14 protein-coding genes are annotated in these 14,164 nt (G+C 66.4%); 11 read left to right on the forward strand and 3 right to left on the reverse strand.

The annotated features are described in order from the left end of the window. The first annotated feature begins 2 nt into the window (after positions 1 to 2). The 3 genes from AC5P68_RS07560 to AC5P68_RS07570 all read left to right on the forward strand — a co-directional run bounded on the left by AC5P68_RS07560 (position 3) and on the right by AC5P68_RS07570 (position 3,019). A complete protein-coding gene (locus AC5P68_RS07560) occupies positions 3 to 284 on the forward strand; it encodes a YfhL family 4Fe-4S dicluster ferredoxin (protein ID WP_049404607.1) in 282 nt (93 codons plus the stop codon). Then, positions 281 to 2,011 carry a gamma-glutamyltransferase gene (ggt, locus tag AC5P68_RS07565; RefSeq protein WP_049404606.1) on the forward strand — a complete coding sequence of 577 codons (1,731 nt, stop codon included), beginning with the start codon at positions 281 to 283 and terminating at the stop codon, positions 2,009 to 2,011. Before AC5P68_RS07560 ends, ggt begins: the two co-directional genes overlap by 4 nt. Positions 2,012 to 2,131: 120 nt before the next feature. After that, the gene (locus AC5P68_RS07570) at positions 2,132 to 3,019 is read left to right on the forward strand and encodes an MBL fold metallo-hydrolase (protein WP_005412984.1); all 888 of its coding nucleotides are present in this window, start codon (positions 2,132 to 2,134) and stop codon (positions 3,017 to 3,019) included. A gap of 269 nt (positions 3,020 to 3,288) precedes the next feature. Here the strand turns inward: AC5P68_RS07570 and AC5P68_RS07575 are convergent, their stop codons facing one another. Then, positions 3,289 to 3,582, reverse strand: coding sequence for a PsiF family protein (locus AC5P68_RS07575; RefSeq protein WP_033833083.1), 294 nt, complete (start codon positions 3,580 to 3,582; stop codon positions 3,289 to 3,291). 60 nt (positions 3,583 to 3,642) lie between these two features. Here AC5P68_RS07575 and AC5P68_RS07580 point away from each other — a divergent pair, with 60 nt between their 5' ends. Next, positions 3,643 to 4,068, forward strand: a complete 426-nt coding sequence (locus AC5P68_RS07580; RefSeq protein ID WP_288469483.1) for an ArsR/SmtB family transcription factor — start codon at positions 3,643 to 3,645, stop codon at positions 4,066 to 4,068. Next, entirely contained in the window at positions 4,049 to 4,528 is a 480-nt protein-coding gene (locus AC5P68_RS07585) for an SRPBCC family protein (protein ID WP_024956419.1), read from the forward strand. Before AC5P68_RS07580 ends, AC5P68_RS07585 begins: the two co-directional genes overlap by 20 nt. A 63-nt stretch (positions 4,529 to 4,591) precedes the next feature. On the opposite strand, the gene upp is transcribed toward AC5P68_RS07585, so the two are convergent. After that, positions 4,592 to 5,224, reverse strand: a complete 633-nt coding sequence (gene upp / locus AC5P68_RS07590) for a uracil phosphoribosyltransferase (protein WP_005409099.1) — start codon at positions 5,222 to 5,224, stop codon at positions 4,592 to 4,594. 216 nt (positions 5,225 to 5,440) lie between these two features. Between upp and AC5P68_RS07595 the strand changes: the two genes are divergently transcribed. The 4 genes from AC5P68_RS07595 to AC5P68_RS07610 are packed head-to-tail and all read left to right on the forward strand — an operon-like array spanning position 5,441 to position 11,070. After that, positions 5,441 to 7,975 (forward strand): TonB-dependent receptor, encoded by a 2,535-nt coding sequence (locus AC5P68_RS07595; protein WP_414497881.1) that lies wholly within the window; start codon positions 5,441 to 5,443, stop codon positions 7,973 to 7,975. Then, positions 7,972 to 9,078, forward strand: coding sequence for a phytase (locus tag AC5P68_RS07600; protein ID WP_184014168.1), 1,107 nt, complete (start codon positions 7,972 to 7,974; stop codon positions 9,076 to 9,078). The genes AC5P68_RS07595 and AC5P68_RS07600 overlap by 4 nt, the downstream gene beginning before the upstream one ends. 14 nt (positions 9,079 to 9,092) lie before the next feature. Further along, entirely contained in the window at positions 9,093 to 10,442 is a 1,350-nt protein-coding gene (locus AC5P68_RS07605; RefSeq protein ID WP_221233471.1) for a purple acid phosphatase family protein, read from the forward strand. A gap of 13 nt (positions 10,443 to 10,455) precedes the next feature. Then, on the forward strand, positions 10,456 to 11,070 hold the full coding sequence (locus AC5P68_RS07610; protein WP_049404594.1) for an inorganic diphosphatase: 615 nt from the start codon (positions 10,456 to 10,458) through the stop codon (positions 11,068 to 11,070). Between the two features lie 19 nt (positions 11,071 to 11,089). Here AC5P68_RS07610 and AC5P68_RS07615 read toward each other — a convergent pair whose 3' ends face one another. Next, positions 11,090 to 11,674, reverse strand: coding sequence for an SMI1/KNR4 family protein (locus tag AC5P68_RS07615; RefSeq protein WP_049404593.1), 585 nt, complete (start codon positions 11,672 to 11,674; stop codon positions 11,090 to 11,092). Between the two features lie 109 nt (positions 11,675 to 11,783). Here AC5P68_RS07615 and AC5P68_RS07620 point away from each other — a divergent pair, with 109 nt between their 5' ends. Next, positions 11,784 to 13,199 (forward strand): cryptochrome/photolyase family protein, encoded by a 1,416-nt coding sequence (locus AC5P68_RS07620; protein WP_049404591.1) that lies wholly within the window; start codon positions 11,784 to 11,786, stop codon positions 13,197 to 13,199. A gap of 139 nt (positions 13,200 to 13,338) precedes the next feature. Next, the gene (locus AC5P68_RS07625; RefSeq protein WP_005409106.1) at positions 13,339 to 14,034 is read left to right on the forward strand and encodes a YiaD family glycine zipper/OmpA-like lipoprotein; all 696 of its coding nucleotides are present in this window, start codon (positions 13,339 to 13,341) and stop codon (positions 14,032 to 14,034) included. Positions 14,035 to 14,164: the final 130 nt, after the last annotated feature.

The raw sequence follows: 14,164 nt of genomic DNA on the forward strand, positions 1-14,164 counted from the left end.
CCGTGTCGCTGAAAATCAACGAGCTCTGCGTCAACTGCGACGTATGCGAGCCGGCCTGCCCGAACCAGGCCATTGCGATGGGTGAAACCATCTACGTGATCGACCCTGCGCGCTGCACCGAATGCGTGGGTCATTTCGACGAGCCACAGTGCGTGGTCGTCTGCCCGGTCGAGTGCATCGATCCGGACCCGGAGATCGTGGAAACGGAAGACCAGCTGCTGGCCAAGCTGCGCCAGCTGCAGCACGATCACCCCGAACTCTACGCGGAGTCCCCATCCGAATGAAGACGCTGATCGTCCGCCCTCTATTGCTGCTCGGCCTGCTGCTGAGCCCGATTGCCTGGGCCGACAGCCCGGCCCGTGCCGAGCGCCCCGACGGCGCGGCCATTGCCAGCGGCCACGCGCTGGCCACCCAGGCCGGCATCGACATCCTGGCGCAGGGCGGCAACGCCTTCGACGCCGCGGTGGCGGTATCGTCCACGCTGGCGGTGGTCGAGCCGATCAGTTCCGGGCTGGGCGGCGGTGGCTTCTTCCTGCTGCACGACGCGGCCACCGGCAAGGACGTGATGCTGGACGCGCGCGAGACCGCGCCGGCCGCGGCAACGCCGCAGGCCTTCCTCGACAAGCAGGGCAACCTCGACCGTGACCGCTCGGTCAACGGTGCGTGGTCGGCCGGTATTCCGGGCCTGCCTGCGGCGCTGGTCGAGCTGTCGGCCAGGCACGGCAAGCTGCCGCTGTCTGCATCGCTGCAGCCGGCGATCCGCATCGCGCGCGAAGGCTTCCCGGTCTACGACCGCATGGCCAAGGGCTATGCCTCGCGCCGCGAAGTGATGGAGCGCTATCCCGGCACCCGTGAGGTCTACCTGCGCAACGGCAAGCCGATCGCCAGCGGTGACCTGTTCAAGCAGCCGGAGCTGGCACAGACGCTGGAGCGCTTGGCCGCAGGTGGCTTCGATGGCTTCTACAAGGGCCAGACCGGAAAGCTGTTGCTGGCCGGCGTGAAGCAGGCGGGCGGCCAGTGGACCGCTGAAGAGCTGGCCGGCTATCGCGTGAAGCAGCGCGAACCGATCGTGTTCAACTACAACGGCTGGAAGATCACCACCGCGCCGCCGCCGTCGTCCGGTGGCATCGCGCTGGCCAGCATGCTGCAGATCCTGGAAGGCTGGGACATCAACAAGATGGACCCGGCGCACCGCACCCACCTGGTGGTGGAGTCGATGCGCCGTGCCTACCGCGACCGCACCTTCTTCCTCGGCGATCCGGACTTCGTGCAGATCCCGCAGAAGGTGCTGACCAGCAAGGACTACGCACAGGGCCTGCGGGCGACCATCCATCCGGAAAAGGCCACGCCCAGCGACCTGCTGTCGGGCAACCCGACGCCGCTGGAAGATGACGAGACCACGCACTTCTCGATCATCGACCGTGACGGCAACCGGGTCGGCGCGACCCAGACCGTCAACCTGCTGTACGGCTCGGGGCTGATTCCGAAGGGCACCGGCGTGCTGCTGAACAACGAGATGGACGACTTCGCGCTGAAGCCGGGCACGCCCAACGCGTTCGGCGTGATGGGCTACGAGGCCAATGCGCCGAAGGCGGGCAAGCGCATGCTCAGCTCGATGACCCCGACCTTCATGGAGAACGCCGACAAGGTGGTGGTGCTGGGCACCCCGGGTGGCAGCCGCATCATCACCATGGTGCTGCTGGGCATCCTCGGCTACGACGCCGGCCTGGACGCGCAGCAGGTTGCCGCGCTGCCGCGCTACCACCACCAGTGGCTGCCGGACCTGATCGAAGCCGAGGACGATGCATTCGACGCGGCCACGGTGAAGCAGCTGCAGGCGATGGGTCACAAGATCGACCTGCCGGGCAATGTGGCCGCCGGGGGCCGCGGGTCCAGCCACGTGTGGGGCAACCTGCAGACCGTGGAATGGGACCGGAAGGCCAACAAGCTGTTTGGCGGCAGCGACCCGCGCAACCCGGTGGGCAGCGCCCTGGTCGTGCCGGCACGCTGATCCGGTCGTGCCGGCCGCTGGCCGCCAATCTGGATGTTTACCGAAACCCCGCCCTTGACGGCGGGGTTTTCTGTTTCCTTTCTAGCGATTATTTAACGAGCCGGCGCCGATAATCGACACATGAAACTCTGGTCTATTCGTGGAAACTCGCAGCGCCTCGACGGCGGCGCGATGTTCGGCAACGCGCCGCGCGCGTTGTGGGAAAAATGGGCGGCACCGGACGAGCTCAATCGCATCGAGCTGGCCTGCCGTGCGCTGCTTGCCAGCCCGCTGGAAGGCAAGACAGTGCTGTTTGAAACCGGTATCGGGGCATTTTTCGATCCGCGCATGCGCGAGCGTTACGGTGTGCAGGAAAGCCAGCACGTGCTGATCGATTCGCTGCGCGAGGCCGGTTTCGAGCACGAGGATATCGACGTGGTGGTGCTCAGCCACCTGCACTTTGATCACGCCGGTGGCCTGCTGGCGGCGTGGAGCGAAGGGCGTGAGCCGGAACTGCTGTTTCCCAATGCGACCTATGTGGTCGGTGCGCAGCATTGGCAGCGCGCCATGCAGCCGCATCCGCGCGACCGCGCCAGCTTCATTCCGGAGCTGCCTGGCCTGCTGCAGGCCAGCGGCCGCCTGGAAGTGGTGGACGGCGAGTATTCGAAGGTACTGGGTCGCAGCGTCCGCTTCAGCTACAGCGATGGTCACACGCCGGGGTTGATGCTGGCCGAGATCGTCGGCCATGCGCACGCCGGCGAGGATGCGCACGGCGGGGTGGTGTTCTGTGCCGACCTGATTCCCGGCCGCTCATGGGTGCATGTACCGATCACCATGGGCTACGACCGCAACGCCGAACTGCTGATCGACGAGAAGCGGCAGTTCCTTGAGGACAAGCTGGCGCGCAACGTGCATCTGTTTTTCACCCACGATCCGCAGGTGGCACTGGCGCAGCTGGGGCGCGATGACAAGGGGCGTTTCGTGACCCTGCACGAGCAGGGCGAACTGAAGGCGCGCGCGCTGGGGTGAGGGGTGTTGTCGGCAGGGCTTGCAGCCCTGCACCTGCACGACGGCAGCGTCAACGTCAAAAGCGGGCTATCCGTGGGGTGGCGGGGCGGTGTCGGATTGCGGGGACGCCGCAAGTACGTCCCTGTAGGCTTGGCCGCCGCATCCATGCGGCGGACACCCCGCAATCCGACACCGCCCCGCCTCTGACAGATGGCTGCGATCTGTCGGGGTCGGATCCCGTTGCTGCGCAACGGGCTCTGCCCCCATTCGATTGAACTGGACGAGCGATGCTACGAGGCCTTCAGGCAGCTGCTCATGAAGGTCTTGCGCGCGTCACCGGCCAGCTTCCTGGCACCCGCGTCAGCATTGCACTTGCGCATGCGTTCCTGTTGCGCGTTGGCCGGCTTGGCTTCGGCAGCGTGGCCACTGAGGCAGGAACTCTGCGCGGTCTTGTAGGCGTCACCCTTCAAGCCCTTGTTCTTGGCCGAGCAGTCGGCCATGCGCTGCTGCTGCGGCGTGGTGGCATTGGCAGCCAGGGGCAGGCCGACCAGCAGGACAGCGGCCAGCAGGAAAGAAGCTTTCATCGAGAGCACTCCAAGCGGTGGCGGGTGCGCGGAGCATTGGCCTGCGGGCAGCAAGGCCACGTGAAGAATCGTGCCCCGGCAGCGATCGCTTGCAGCGGCATTCAGATGGGCGTATTACTTAGCCATATGGGTAAGTATGATCCCTCCGTTCAAGACGTGTTCCAGGCTCTGGCCGACCCCACCCGATGCGCGATCGTGGCGGCGCTGGGGCAGGGGCCGCGCACGGTGTCGACCTTGGCCGAGCCTTTTGAGATGGCCTTGCCCTCGCTGATGAAGCATCTGGCCGTGCTGGAGCGCAGTGGCGTGGTGCGCAGTCGCAAGCAGGGGCGTGTACGCACCTGCGAACTGGTGCCGGAACGGTTGGGCCAGGCCGAGCAATGGCTGGCCGCGCAGCGCGTAGTGTGGGCAGCGCGCGCCGACCGCATGGTCGAGTTTGTCGAAACCCTTCACCGACAGGAGCAGGCCCATGGCCGTAGACGCAGGTAACAACCCCGAGACCGATCTGGTCATCAGTCGCGTACTGAACGCACCGCGCGCCGCCCTGTGGCGGGCGTGGACCGACCCGGAGCTGCTGCGCCAGTGGTGGTGCCCGAAGCCGTGGTCCACCGAAGTGCGTGCCTTCGACCTGCGCCCGGGCGGCGCCTTCCACACCTTCATGCAGGGCCCCGACGGCGGCAGCAGTGACAACCCGGGCAGCTTTCTGGAGATCGTGCCGCAGCAGCGTCTGGTGTTCACCTCGATGCTGGGCCCGGGCTGGCGGCCGCAGTCACCGTGGCTGGGCTTCACCGCCATCATCTCGATGGAGGATGAGGGCCAGGGCTGTCGTTACACCGCGCAGGTGATGCACCCGGACAAGGCCCTGCGCGACCAGCATGAGCAGATGGGCTTCTTCGACGGCTGGAACACCGTCATCGGCCAGCTGGAAGCGTTCGCGGCCGGCCTGTAGGCCGGCATCCGGGGTGGGGTCAGAGCCCTTTCTGCGAAAGGGATCTGACCCCGGTTCACCGGATCAACCGACGCGGGTACCGAAGATGCGGTCACCGGCATCGCCCAGGCCGGGCAGGATGTAGCCCTTGTCGTTGAGCTGGGCATCGATGGCCGCGGTGTAGATTTCCACGTCCGGATGCACGGCCTTGACTGCTTCGATGCCTTCCGGCGCGGCCACCAGGAAGATGCCCTTGATGCGGCGGGCGCCGGCACGCTTGAGCATGTCGATGGTGGCGATCAGGGTGCCGCCGGTGGCCAGCATCGGGTCCAGGATCAGCGCGTCGCGCTCTTCCAGGCGGCCGGTCAGGCGCTCGAAGTAGGGCACCGGCTGCAGGGTTTCCTCATCGCGCTGCAGGCCGACCACGCTGACGCGTGCCGCCGGGATCAGCGACAGCACGCCGCTGAGCATGCCCAGGCCGGCGCGCAGGATCGGCACCACGGTGATCTTGGCACCGGCGATGCGCTGCACGGTGACCGGGCCGGCCCAGCCGGGCAGAGTGTGCGGCTCGGTATCCAGGTCGGCGGTGGCCTCGTAGGCCAGCAGCGTGCCGAGCTCGTTGGCCAGTTCTCGGAAATCCTTGGTGCTGAGCGCAGCGTTGCGCATCAGGCCGATCTTGTGCTGCACCAGCGGGTGGCGCACTTCGACGATCTTCATGGTCGGGAAGGGGGATAAGGAGAGAGGACGCCATTTTGCCGGATTGGGCGCCCAACCCCAAACCGGGGCCGGAGACGGCCTGCATGAAATGTGCAGATGCATGTCATTGCCATGCAACCTTGCGGACATACCGTGCAGACCCATTCTTAACAGGAATGGGGATTCCCAGTGCATATCAAGACTCCGTTGGCCGTTGCCATCACCCTGACCCTGGCGATGGGGGCTGCTGCACCACTGCAGGCCGCCGGGCAGCAGGCGGTCGCCGCCACCGGTGCAGTGGCCGCCGATGCGGTCGACCTGGACCGCATTGAAGTGCGCGCCCAGCTTGAATCGCAGATCCGCGCGGTGGACCTCAAGCGCAGCAGCAACGCCATCGAGGATGCGGTGTCGTCCGACGCGCTGGGCCAGTACCCGGACAAGAACGTGGCCGAGTCGCTGCAACGCCTGCCGGGCATCAGCGTGACGCGCGACCAGGGCGAGGGCCGCTACGTGGTCGTGCGCGGACTGGATGCCAACCTCAACAGCGTCAGCGTCGACGGCATCGCCATCGGCACACCGGACAACTCCAGCCGCGCCGCACCGATGGACGTGATCCCGTCCGATTCGACCGAGCGCCTGCGCGTGGTCAAATCGCCGACCCCGGACATGCCGGGCGACGCCATTGGCGGCGCGATCCTGGTCGAGACCGCCTCGGCGTTCGACCGCGAGGGCCGCAGCCTGCGTGGCAAGATCGAAGGCAGCCACCAGCAGCTTTCGGGCGAGACCAGCCCGAAGGCCGCCTTCAACTACAGTGAAGTGTTCAACGACACCTTCGGCATCGCCGCCGGCGTGAACTACCAGAAGCGGACGTTCGAATCGGACAACAGCGAAGTGGAGTACGGTGATGTCAGCGGGAACAAGGATCCGACCACCACCCGCCCGGGCGAAATCACCGCGCTGAACCTGCAGAACCGCAAGTACGAGATCGAGCGCAAGCGCATCGGCGCCAACCTCAATTTCGACTGGCGCCCGAACGAGGACAGCCGTTACTACCTGCGCACGCTGTACAGCCAGTTCGACGATGCCGAAACCCGCCAGCGCGTGATCTTCAACTTCAACAGCGCCGACATGATCGCCACCGGCACCGACCAGTATCGACTTGCCGGCATGCCGAAGGATTCGATCGACAAGCGCATGCGCTACCGGACCAAGGAAGAGAACACCTTCGCCGCCAGCTTGGGTGGCGAGAACAAGCTGACCGACGCGCTACTGGACTACAAGATCGGCTATACCCGTACCGAAGAACGCGTGGACGACGAGATCGAGTCGCGCTTCAAGCTCAACGGCAAGGCCTTCAATGGCACGTTGGACCAGCGCAGCCGCCTGCCCACCTACACCTTCGACAACGACCAGTGGCTGGACAACGCCAACTACAAGTTCGACCGTGTGGTGGCCAAGCCGAAGAAGGTGGACGACGAGGAGCGCAGCGCGCAGGTCAATATCCGCTTCGACGGCGACAACAGCAGCTACAAGTTCGGCCTGCTCGGGCGCTGGCGCGACCGTGACGTGAATGTCGATGAGGCGTCGCTGCGCGTGGGTCCGGCGATCAAGCTCAGTGACTGGACGACCGGCTCGCCGGAACATCGCCACGGCCCGATGGGGCAGGGCATGGACTCGTCGGCGATGCGCAGCTACTGGTCGCAGCGCGGTGGCGAATACAGCGCGCGTCCGCAGGATGTCGGTGGCAACGCCGCGACGTCTCTGGAAGGCGACTACACTGCGCGCGAAGACGTGTTCGCCAGCTATGCGATGGGCACCTGGGACATCGGTGCGCTGCGCGTGATCGGCGGCGTGCGTGTGGAGAACACCCGCTTCAGCGCCACCGGCAATCGCGTGGACGTGGCCAAGGACGGGCGCTCCTACACCGCGACCCGTGTTACCGCCAGCAAGAGCTACAACAACGTACTGCCGGGCCTGCACCTGCGTTACGACGCCAGCGACGACTGGGTGTTCCGCTTCGCTGCCAACAAGACGGTGGCGCGCCCGGGCTTCGGCGATGCCTCGCCGCGCATCGGCCTGGCTCGCAACGACAATGAAGTGCGCCTGGGCAACCCGGAGCTGGATCCGTACGAGTCGACCAACATCGACCTGTCGGTGGAGAAGTACATCGGCGACAGCGGCATCCTCTCGCTGGGCGTGTTCCACAAGTCGATCGACGGCTACATCGTGCAGGTCCGCCAGGCCGGCGCCGACGGCATCTACGACGGCCTGCCGGTGGTGACCTCGGTCAATGGCGACAAGGCCAAGGTGCGTGGCGCCGAGTTCAACTGGCAGCAGCAGCTGTCGTTCCTCCCGGCTGGCTGGGATGGCCTGCTGGTGGGTGCCAGCGGCACCTGGCTGGACACTGATTTCGACCCGGGTCTGGCCAAGCGCGCCGGTGAGGACTTCACCCTGCCGCGCGCCTCGAAGAACGTGTACAGCGCGCACGTCGGTTACGAGAAGTACGGCCTGAGCACCCGCGTGGCAGCCGTACACCGCAGCGAGTACCTGGATACCCTTGGTGCCGGCCGTGCCTTCGACATCTACGTAGCGCCGAACACCCAGCTCGACTTCTCGCTTGACTACAGGTTCACTCCGCGCGTGAGCATGTATTTCGAAGCACAGAACCTGCTGGACAAGCCGCTGGAACTGTACCAGGGCACGCGCTCGCGCACCCTGCAGATGGAAGAATATGGCCGCACCTACGCCCTCGGCCTGAAGGTGGCACTGTGAGCGGGCCTCGCATCACCCTGCTGGCCGTGACGCTGGTGGCCGGCTGCACGCCGGCCAACGGCAATGATCCGGCCGTGGCCAAGCCCGGAGCGAAGGCCACGAACGAGCGTGCGGTGACCACCATCGCCGAGGCATTCCTATCACCGATGACGCCGGCTGACAACATCGATTCGCCTGCCGCCTGGCGTGCACCTGACGGAAAGCTGTGGCTGATCGCCACTGCCAAGGCCACCGACAAGCTGGTGGTCTACGACGGCAGCAGCGGCCAGCACCTGCGCGACGTAGGCAGCAGCGGCACCGCGCCAGGGCAGTTCGATCGCCCAAACGGCATCGCGGTGACCGACGATCTGCTGTGGATCGTGGAGCGCGACAATCACCGCGTGCAGGTACTGAGCCTGCCGGACTTCACTCCACTGGCGACCTTCGCTGCGGACGACCTGCGCAAGCCGTACGGGCTGTGGGTCGACCGCCGTGCCGATGGCTACAGCGTCTACGTGACCGACTCCTGGGACAACGGCGAGGATGCACAGGGCCGTGACATCCTGCCGCCGCTGACCGAGCTGGACAAGCGCGTGCGCCAGTACCAGGTGACCCGCGATGGCGCGAAGGTCGAAGCGAAGCTTGTGGCCAGCATCGGTGATACCACTGAGGCGGGTGCCCTGCGCGTGGTCGAGTCGATCTGGGGCGACCCCGAGAACGATTGCCTGCTGATCGCCGAAGAGGACGAGGGCTACGCCAGCGAGTTCAAGGTCTACACGCTGGCCGGACGCTTCACCGGCACCACCTTCGGCCGCGATGTGTTCAAGGCGCAGGCCGAAGGCGTAACCCTGCGCACCTGCGGCAAGGATGGTTGGTGGATCACCACCGAACAGGGCAAGCAGCGCAGCGTGTTCCACCTGTTCGACCGCCACACCCTGAAGCCGGTCGGCGCGTTCCAGGGCAATACCGTGGCCAACACCGATGGCATCTGGATGATGCAGCAGCCCAGCGCGCGCTTCCCGCACGGCGCGTTGTATGCGGTGCATGACGACCAGGGCGTGGTGGCGTTCGACTGGGAGAGCATCGCCAAGCAGTTGGCATTGCCGCTGGAGTGTGGTTCGTGAGCGGTCGTTGCCTGATGCGTACGTTGGCGCTGGGCCTGCTGCTGGCGGTGCCGTCGTTGTGCTTCGCGGCGGCCGAAGCGAACACCCAGGTGCCGGCGGGCAGCCGCCACTACGCAGCGACGACGGTCCCGGACCGCATTGTCGCTTCGCCGGCAGTCGATCCCGGCCATGGGTTCGCCGTGGCCTGGCGCACCGACGGCAGCGTGCAGGCGCCGCTGCTGGAGATTGCCCTTGCCGGTGATTCACCGGCCATCGAGGGCATCCGCCAGGTGCGCGCCACGACCCGCGCGCTGCAGACCGAGAACGGGCTGTCGCACCACCACCGCGCTGATGTCAGCGGCCTTCGGCCCGATACCCTGTACGTCTACCGCGTGCAGGGCAACGGCAGCTGGAGCGCCTGGAACCAGCTGCGCACGCTGGCTGCGCCCGACCAGCCGCTGACCCTGCTGTACTTTGGAGATACCCAGAACAAGAACGTGAGCCATGTCAGCCGCGTGGTGCGCGCCGCGCAGAAGGCCGCACCCGAGGCGCGCCTGAGCCTGTTCGCTGGCGATCTGGTCAGTGGGGGCGATGGTGCCGATGACAGCGAGTGGGGCGAATGGTTTGCCGCCGCCGGTTGGCTGGCGCAGGAAACCCTGGTCGCGCCGGCGATCGGCAACCACGAGTATGTCGAGGAGTTCGAGGACACTCCGCAGGAACGCCGCGTGCTGGGCAGGCACTGGCCGGTGACGTTCGCGCTGCCGGGCAATGGGGCATCCGCCGCACAGCAGACCAGCTACTGGTTCGATGCGCAGGGCGTGCGCGTCGCCGTGGTCGATGGCACGTCGGCACTCGACCTTGGCACGGCCAAGGCGCAGGCGCAGTGGCTGGACAAGGTACTGACCGGCAATCCGCAGCCGTGGACGCTCGTGCTGCTGCACCAGCCGTTCTATTCGCCGCGCGAAGGGCGCGAGAACGCCGCATTGCGTGACGTGCTGCTGCCGGTGGTACGTCGCCACAACGTCGATCTGGTGCTGCAGGGCCACGATCACACCTATGGCCGCCGTGGTGAAGGACAGGCCGCGACGCCGCAGTATGTGGTGACCGTGGCGGGGCCGAAGCAGTACCGTCTCTCCGACGAGGCACGTAGGACGATGGATCCGGTGGCCGAGGACACCCAGCTGTTCCAGGTGTTGCACATCGATCCGCAGCACCTGCGCTATGAAGCCCGCACGGTGACCGGGCGACTCTACGATGCCTTCGAGCTGCGTCGCGACGCCAAGGGCGGCAAGCAGCGCACGGAGCTGACCGAAGGCCGCATCACGCCGCGTGACTGCCCGCGCGCGCAGACTGCCAAGGGCCGCGCCGATCGCTGCTGGGAATGAGGAGGAGATCCAGATGAAAACCGTACATCGTCTTGTCCCCATGGCTGCCATCGGCGGGGCCCTGCTCCTGCTCGCGACCGCGGTGGCCGCCGCCGATGGCGTGCTGCACCCGTTCCTGGTGGCGCAGCCGAAGCAGGCGCCGCAGGAAGTGAACCTGGCGGTGGAGATTCCGGCCGGCAGCTTCACCAAGTACGAGATCAAGGAGGACGGCCTGGTGCACGTGGATCGCTTCCAGTCGATGCCGGTCGCCTATCCGGCCAACTACGGTTCGATGCCGCGCACGTTGGCTGGCGACAACGATCCGCTGGACGCGCTGGTGCTGACCCGTGAACCCCTGCATCCGGGCGTGATCGTGCGCTTCCGGCCGATCGGCTACCTGAAGATGGTCGACGGCGGCGAGCACGACGAGAAGATCATCGGCGTGCCGACCGACAAGGTTGACCCGACCTACGCCAACATCCGCGACCTGGCCGATCTGCCGGAGATCGAACGACAGCGCATCGAAGCGTTCTTCCGGGTCTACAAGGACCTGCCGGCCGGGCGCAACCCGGTGCAGCTCAACGGTTGGGGCAACGCTGCCGAGGCGCGGACGCTGATCAGCGAAGCGATAAAGCGCTTCGAAAAATAGATCCACGCCATGGCTGGATTCAGTCCAGCAACGTCCCGATGAACGACTCGGCCTGCAGGCGGTCGCCCAGTACCCGGGCCACCGCCTGTACGGCTGCCTCCTGGTGTTCAGGACGGATGCCGCCATCGTCATCGTCGTTGTAGAGGTCATCGCCGGCATCGAGGTACACCGTGCCTGCAGCAGCCAGAGCCGCCATCAAGGTCGGCACATCGGCAGTGATCTCGCCGGCATCCAGCAGGCCGGCGCCGTGGTGGCTGAACAGCACACGGCCGTCGTCCAGGTCGAGGATGAACGGATCAGCGCCGCGATCGGCAATCACCAGCCAGTTCGATGGCCAGTCGTTGATCCGTTCGCCGCTGACGCCATGCCATCGATAGCCGGCCTGCTGGCTCCACAGGCGCTGCAGTGGCGGTATCCAGACATCAAGGCCGGGAACGGTGATGCCGGCGCGGCCAACCCTGGCATTGATCTCTTCGCCCAGCGGCCCGACCTGCGCGTAGAACGACGCCAGTGCCGTGGGCAGCGGGAACGGGCCCTGCCAGTCACGCTCGTGCTGCGCATGCAGCAGCCCGAAGCGGGCGAATGAGGCGTGCAGATCATCCATGTCAGAGTCCAACGGGTAGCGGCCGTGCAGCCTAGCAGATGGCGTCTGCGCGCATCCCCTTCACCACCGCTGGCTATCATGTGCGCCTTCCACAACGAAGGCAGTACCTGTGTCGGTAGCGTTGGTATGGTTCCGCCGTGATCTGCGGCTGCAGGACAATCCGGGCCTGCAGGCCGCGCTGGATGCCGGTCACGACGTGGTGCCGGTCTACATCCATGCGCCGCACGAAGAAGGTGAGTGGGCGCCGGGTGCCGCCTCCGATGCGTGGCGCCACCGTTCACTGGCCGCGCTGGATGCGGACCTGCGCACGCGCGGTTCCTCGCTGGTGCTGCGCAGTGGTGACAGCCTGCCGGCCCTGCAGTTGCTGATCGCGCAGACCGGCGCCGAGGCGGTGTACTGGAACCGCAAGTACGAACCGGCCACCCAGCCACGCGACGCCACCATCAAGCGCATGCTGCGCGAGCAGGGCATCGACGCGCAGAGCTGCAATGGCAGCCTGTTGTTCGAACCTTGGGACATCGCCACCCAGCAGGGCCAGCCGTACAAGGTATTTACGCCGTACTGGCGCAATGTACTCAGTCATTGGCGCCTGCCGGCACTGCAGGCCGCACCGGAAGCACTGGCGCCGCACGCGGTCGACAGCCTGGCATTGGATGATCTCCAGCTGGCGCCGACGCTGGACTGGGATACCGGCTTCTGGGAGCACTGGCAGCCGGGTGAAGCCGGTGCGCTGGAAGCACTGTCCGTCTTTGAAGACGGTGCCCTGCGCGGGTATCGCGAGCAGCGTGACCTGCCGGACCGTGTCGGGACCTCGCGGCTGTCGCCGCACCTGCATTTCGGCGAAATCGCACCCTGGCGGATTGCCCATGCGCTGGAAGGGCTGCGTAGCGCCGGCACCGACGCCGACATCGACGGCTACCTGCGCCAGCTGGGCTGGCGTGACTTCGCCTACCACCTGCTGCATCACTTCCCGAAGACGCCCACCGACAACCTCAACCCGCGTTTCGATCGCTTCCCATGGGCAACGCCCAGTGAGGCGCAGCTGTACGACTGGCAGCGCGGCAACACCGGCGTGCCGATCGTCGATGCCGGCCTTCGCGAGCTGTGGCACACCGGCTACATGCACAACCGGGTGCGGATGATCGTGGCCAGTTACCTGTGCAAGCACCTGCGCGCGCACTGGCTGCATGGCGCACGCTGGTTCTGGGACACTCTGGTCGATGCCGACCTGGCCAACAACACCATGGGCTGGCAGTGGGTGGCCGGGACCGGTGCCGACGCGGCACCGTACTTCCGTGTGTTCAACCCCGTGACCCAGGCCGAGAAGTTCGATCCGCAGGCACGGTACATCAGCCGCTGGGTGCCCGAACTGGCCGCGCTGCCGGTGAAGGCCCGGTTTGCGCCCTGGCAGCATCCGCTGCTGCTGGCGGCACATGCCCCGGGCTATCCGCGTACGCCGCTGGTGGACCTGGCCGCGGGCCGCGACGCCGCATTGGCGGCTTACCGCCAGTCGGGGGCGGGGTAAAGGGCGACCTGAGCGATCTGGTCAGTTAGCTGAACGCGGCCCTGTCGATGTGCCCGATCATCATTCCGGCATCGCATCGGGCTGTTTATTCTCTTTGCGCCCGCAGGCCGCTGGCCGACCGGAAACCAAGGAGAACCTCATGATCCGCAACACCACCCGCAACGTCGCACTGGCCCTGATGAGCGCGGCCGTCCTGTCGGCCTGCGCCACCGGCGGCTCGTACGTACAGAGTGACCAGTACGGCAACCCCACCGAGCAGCAGAACCGTACTGGCCGTAACGCCCTGATCGGTACCGCCATCGGCGTGGCAGCCGGCCTGCTGACCGGCGACAGCGCCACCGAGCGCCGCCAGCATGCCCTGATCGGCGCCGGTATCGGTGCGCTCAGCGGCGCCGCCGTCGGCCAGTACCAGGATCGCCAGGAACGCGCACTGCGCGAGCGCACTGCCAACACCGGCATCGATGTGCAGCGCCAGGGCGACAACATCATGCTGAACCTGCCGGACGGCATCACTTTCGACTTCGGCAAGTCGACCCTGAAGCCGCAGTTCTACGGCGCGCTCAATGGCGTGGCAGGCACCCTGCGTGACTACAACCAGACCATGATCGAAGTGGTCGGCCACACCGACAGCATCGGCAGCGATGCGGTCAACAACCGCCTGTCGAAGGAACGTGCCGACTCGGTCGCGCAGTACCTGATCGGCCAGGGCGTGCAGAGCGTGCGCATCGAAACGCTGGGCGCCGGCAAGTCGTACCCGATTGCCGACAACAGCACCGACGCCGGCCGCGCCAAGAACCGCCGCGTCGAGATTCGGGTGATTCCGCTCAAGCAATAACGCGTAGCGTTACTGCTTGAGCCGGCGGTCCGGCCATCGGCCGGAACGAAAATGCCGCCCTTGCAGGCGGCATTTTTGTGGGTGCCGAGCGTTGCTCGGCACGCCGATAGCGCATCCCTCTGTAAGCCAT

The sequence above is a fragment of the Stenotrophomonas sp. YJH_SMC_58 genome (genome assembly GCF_059369635.1).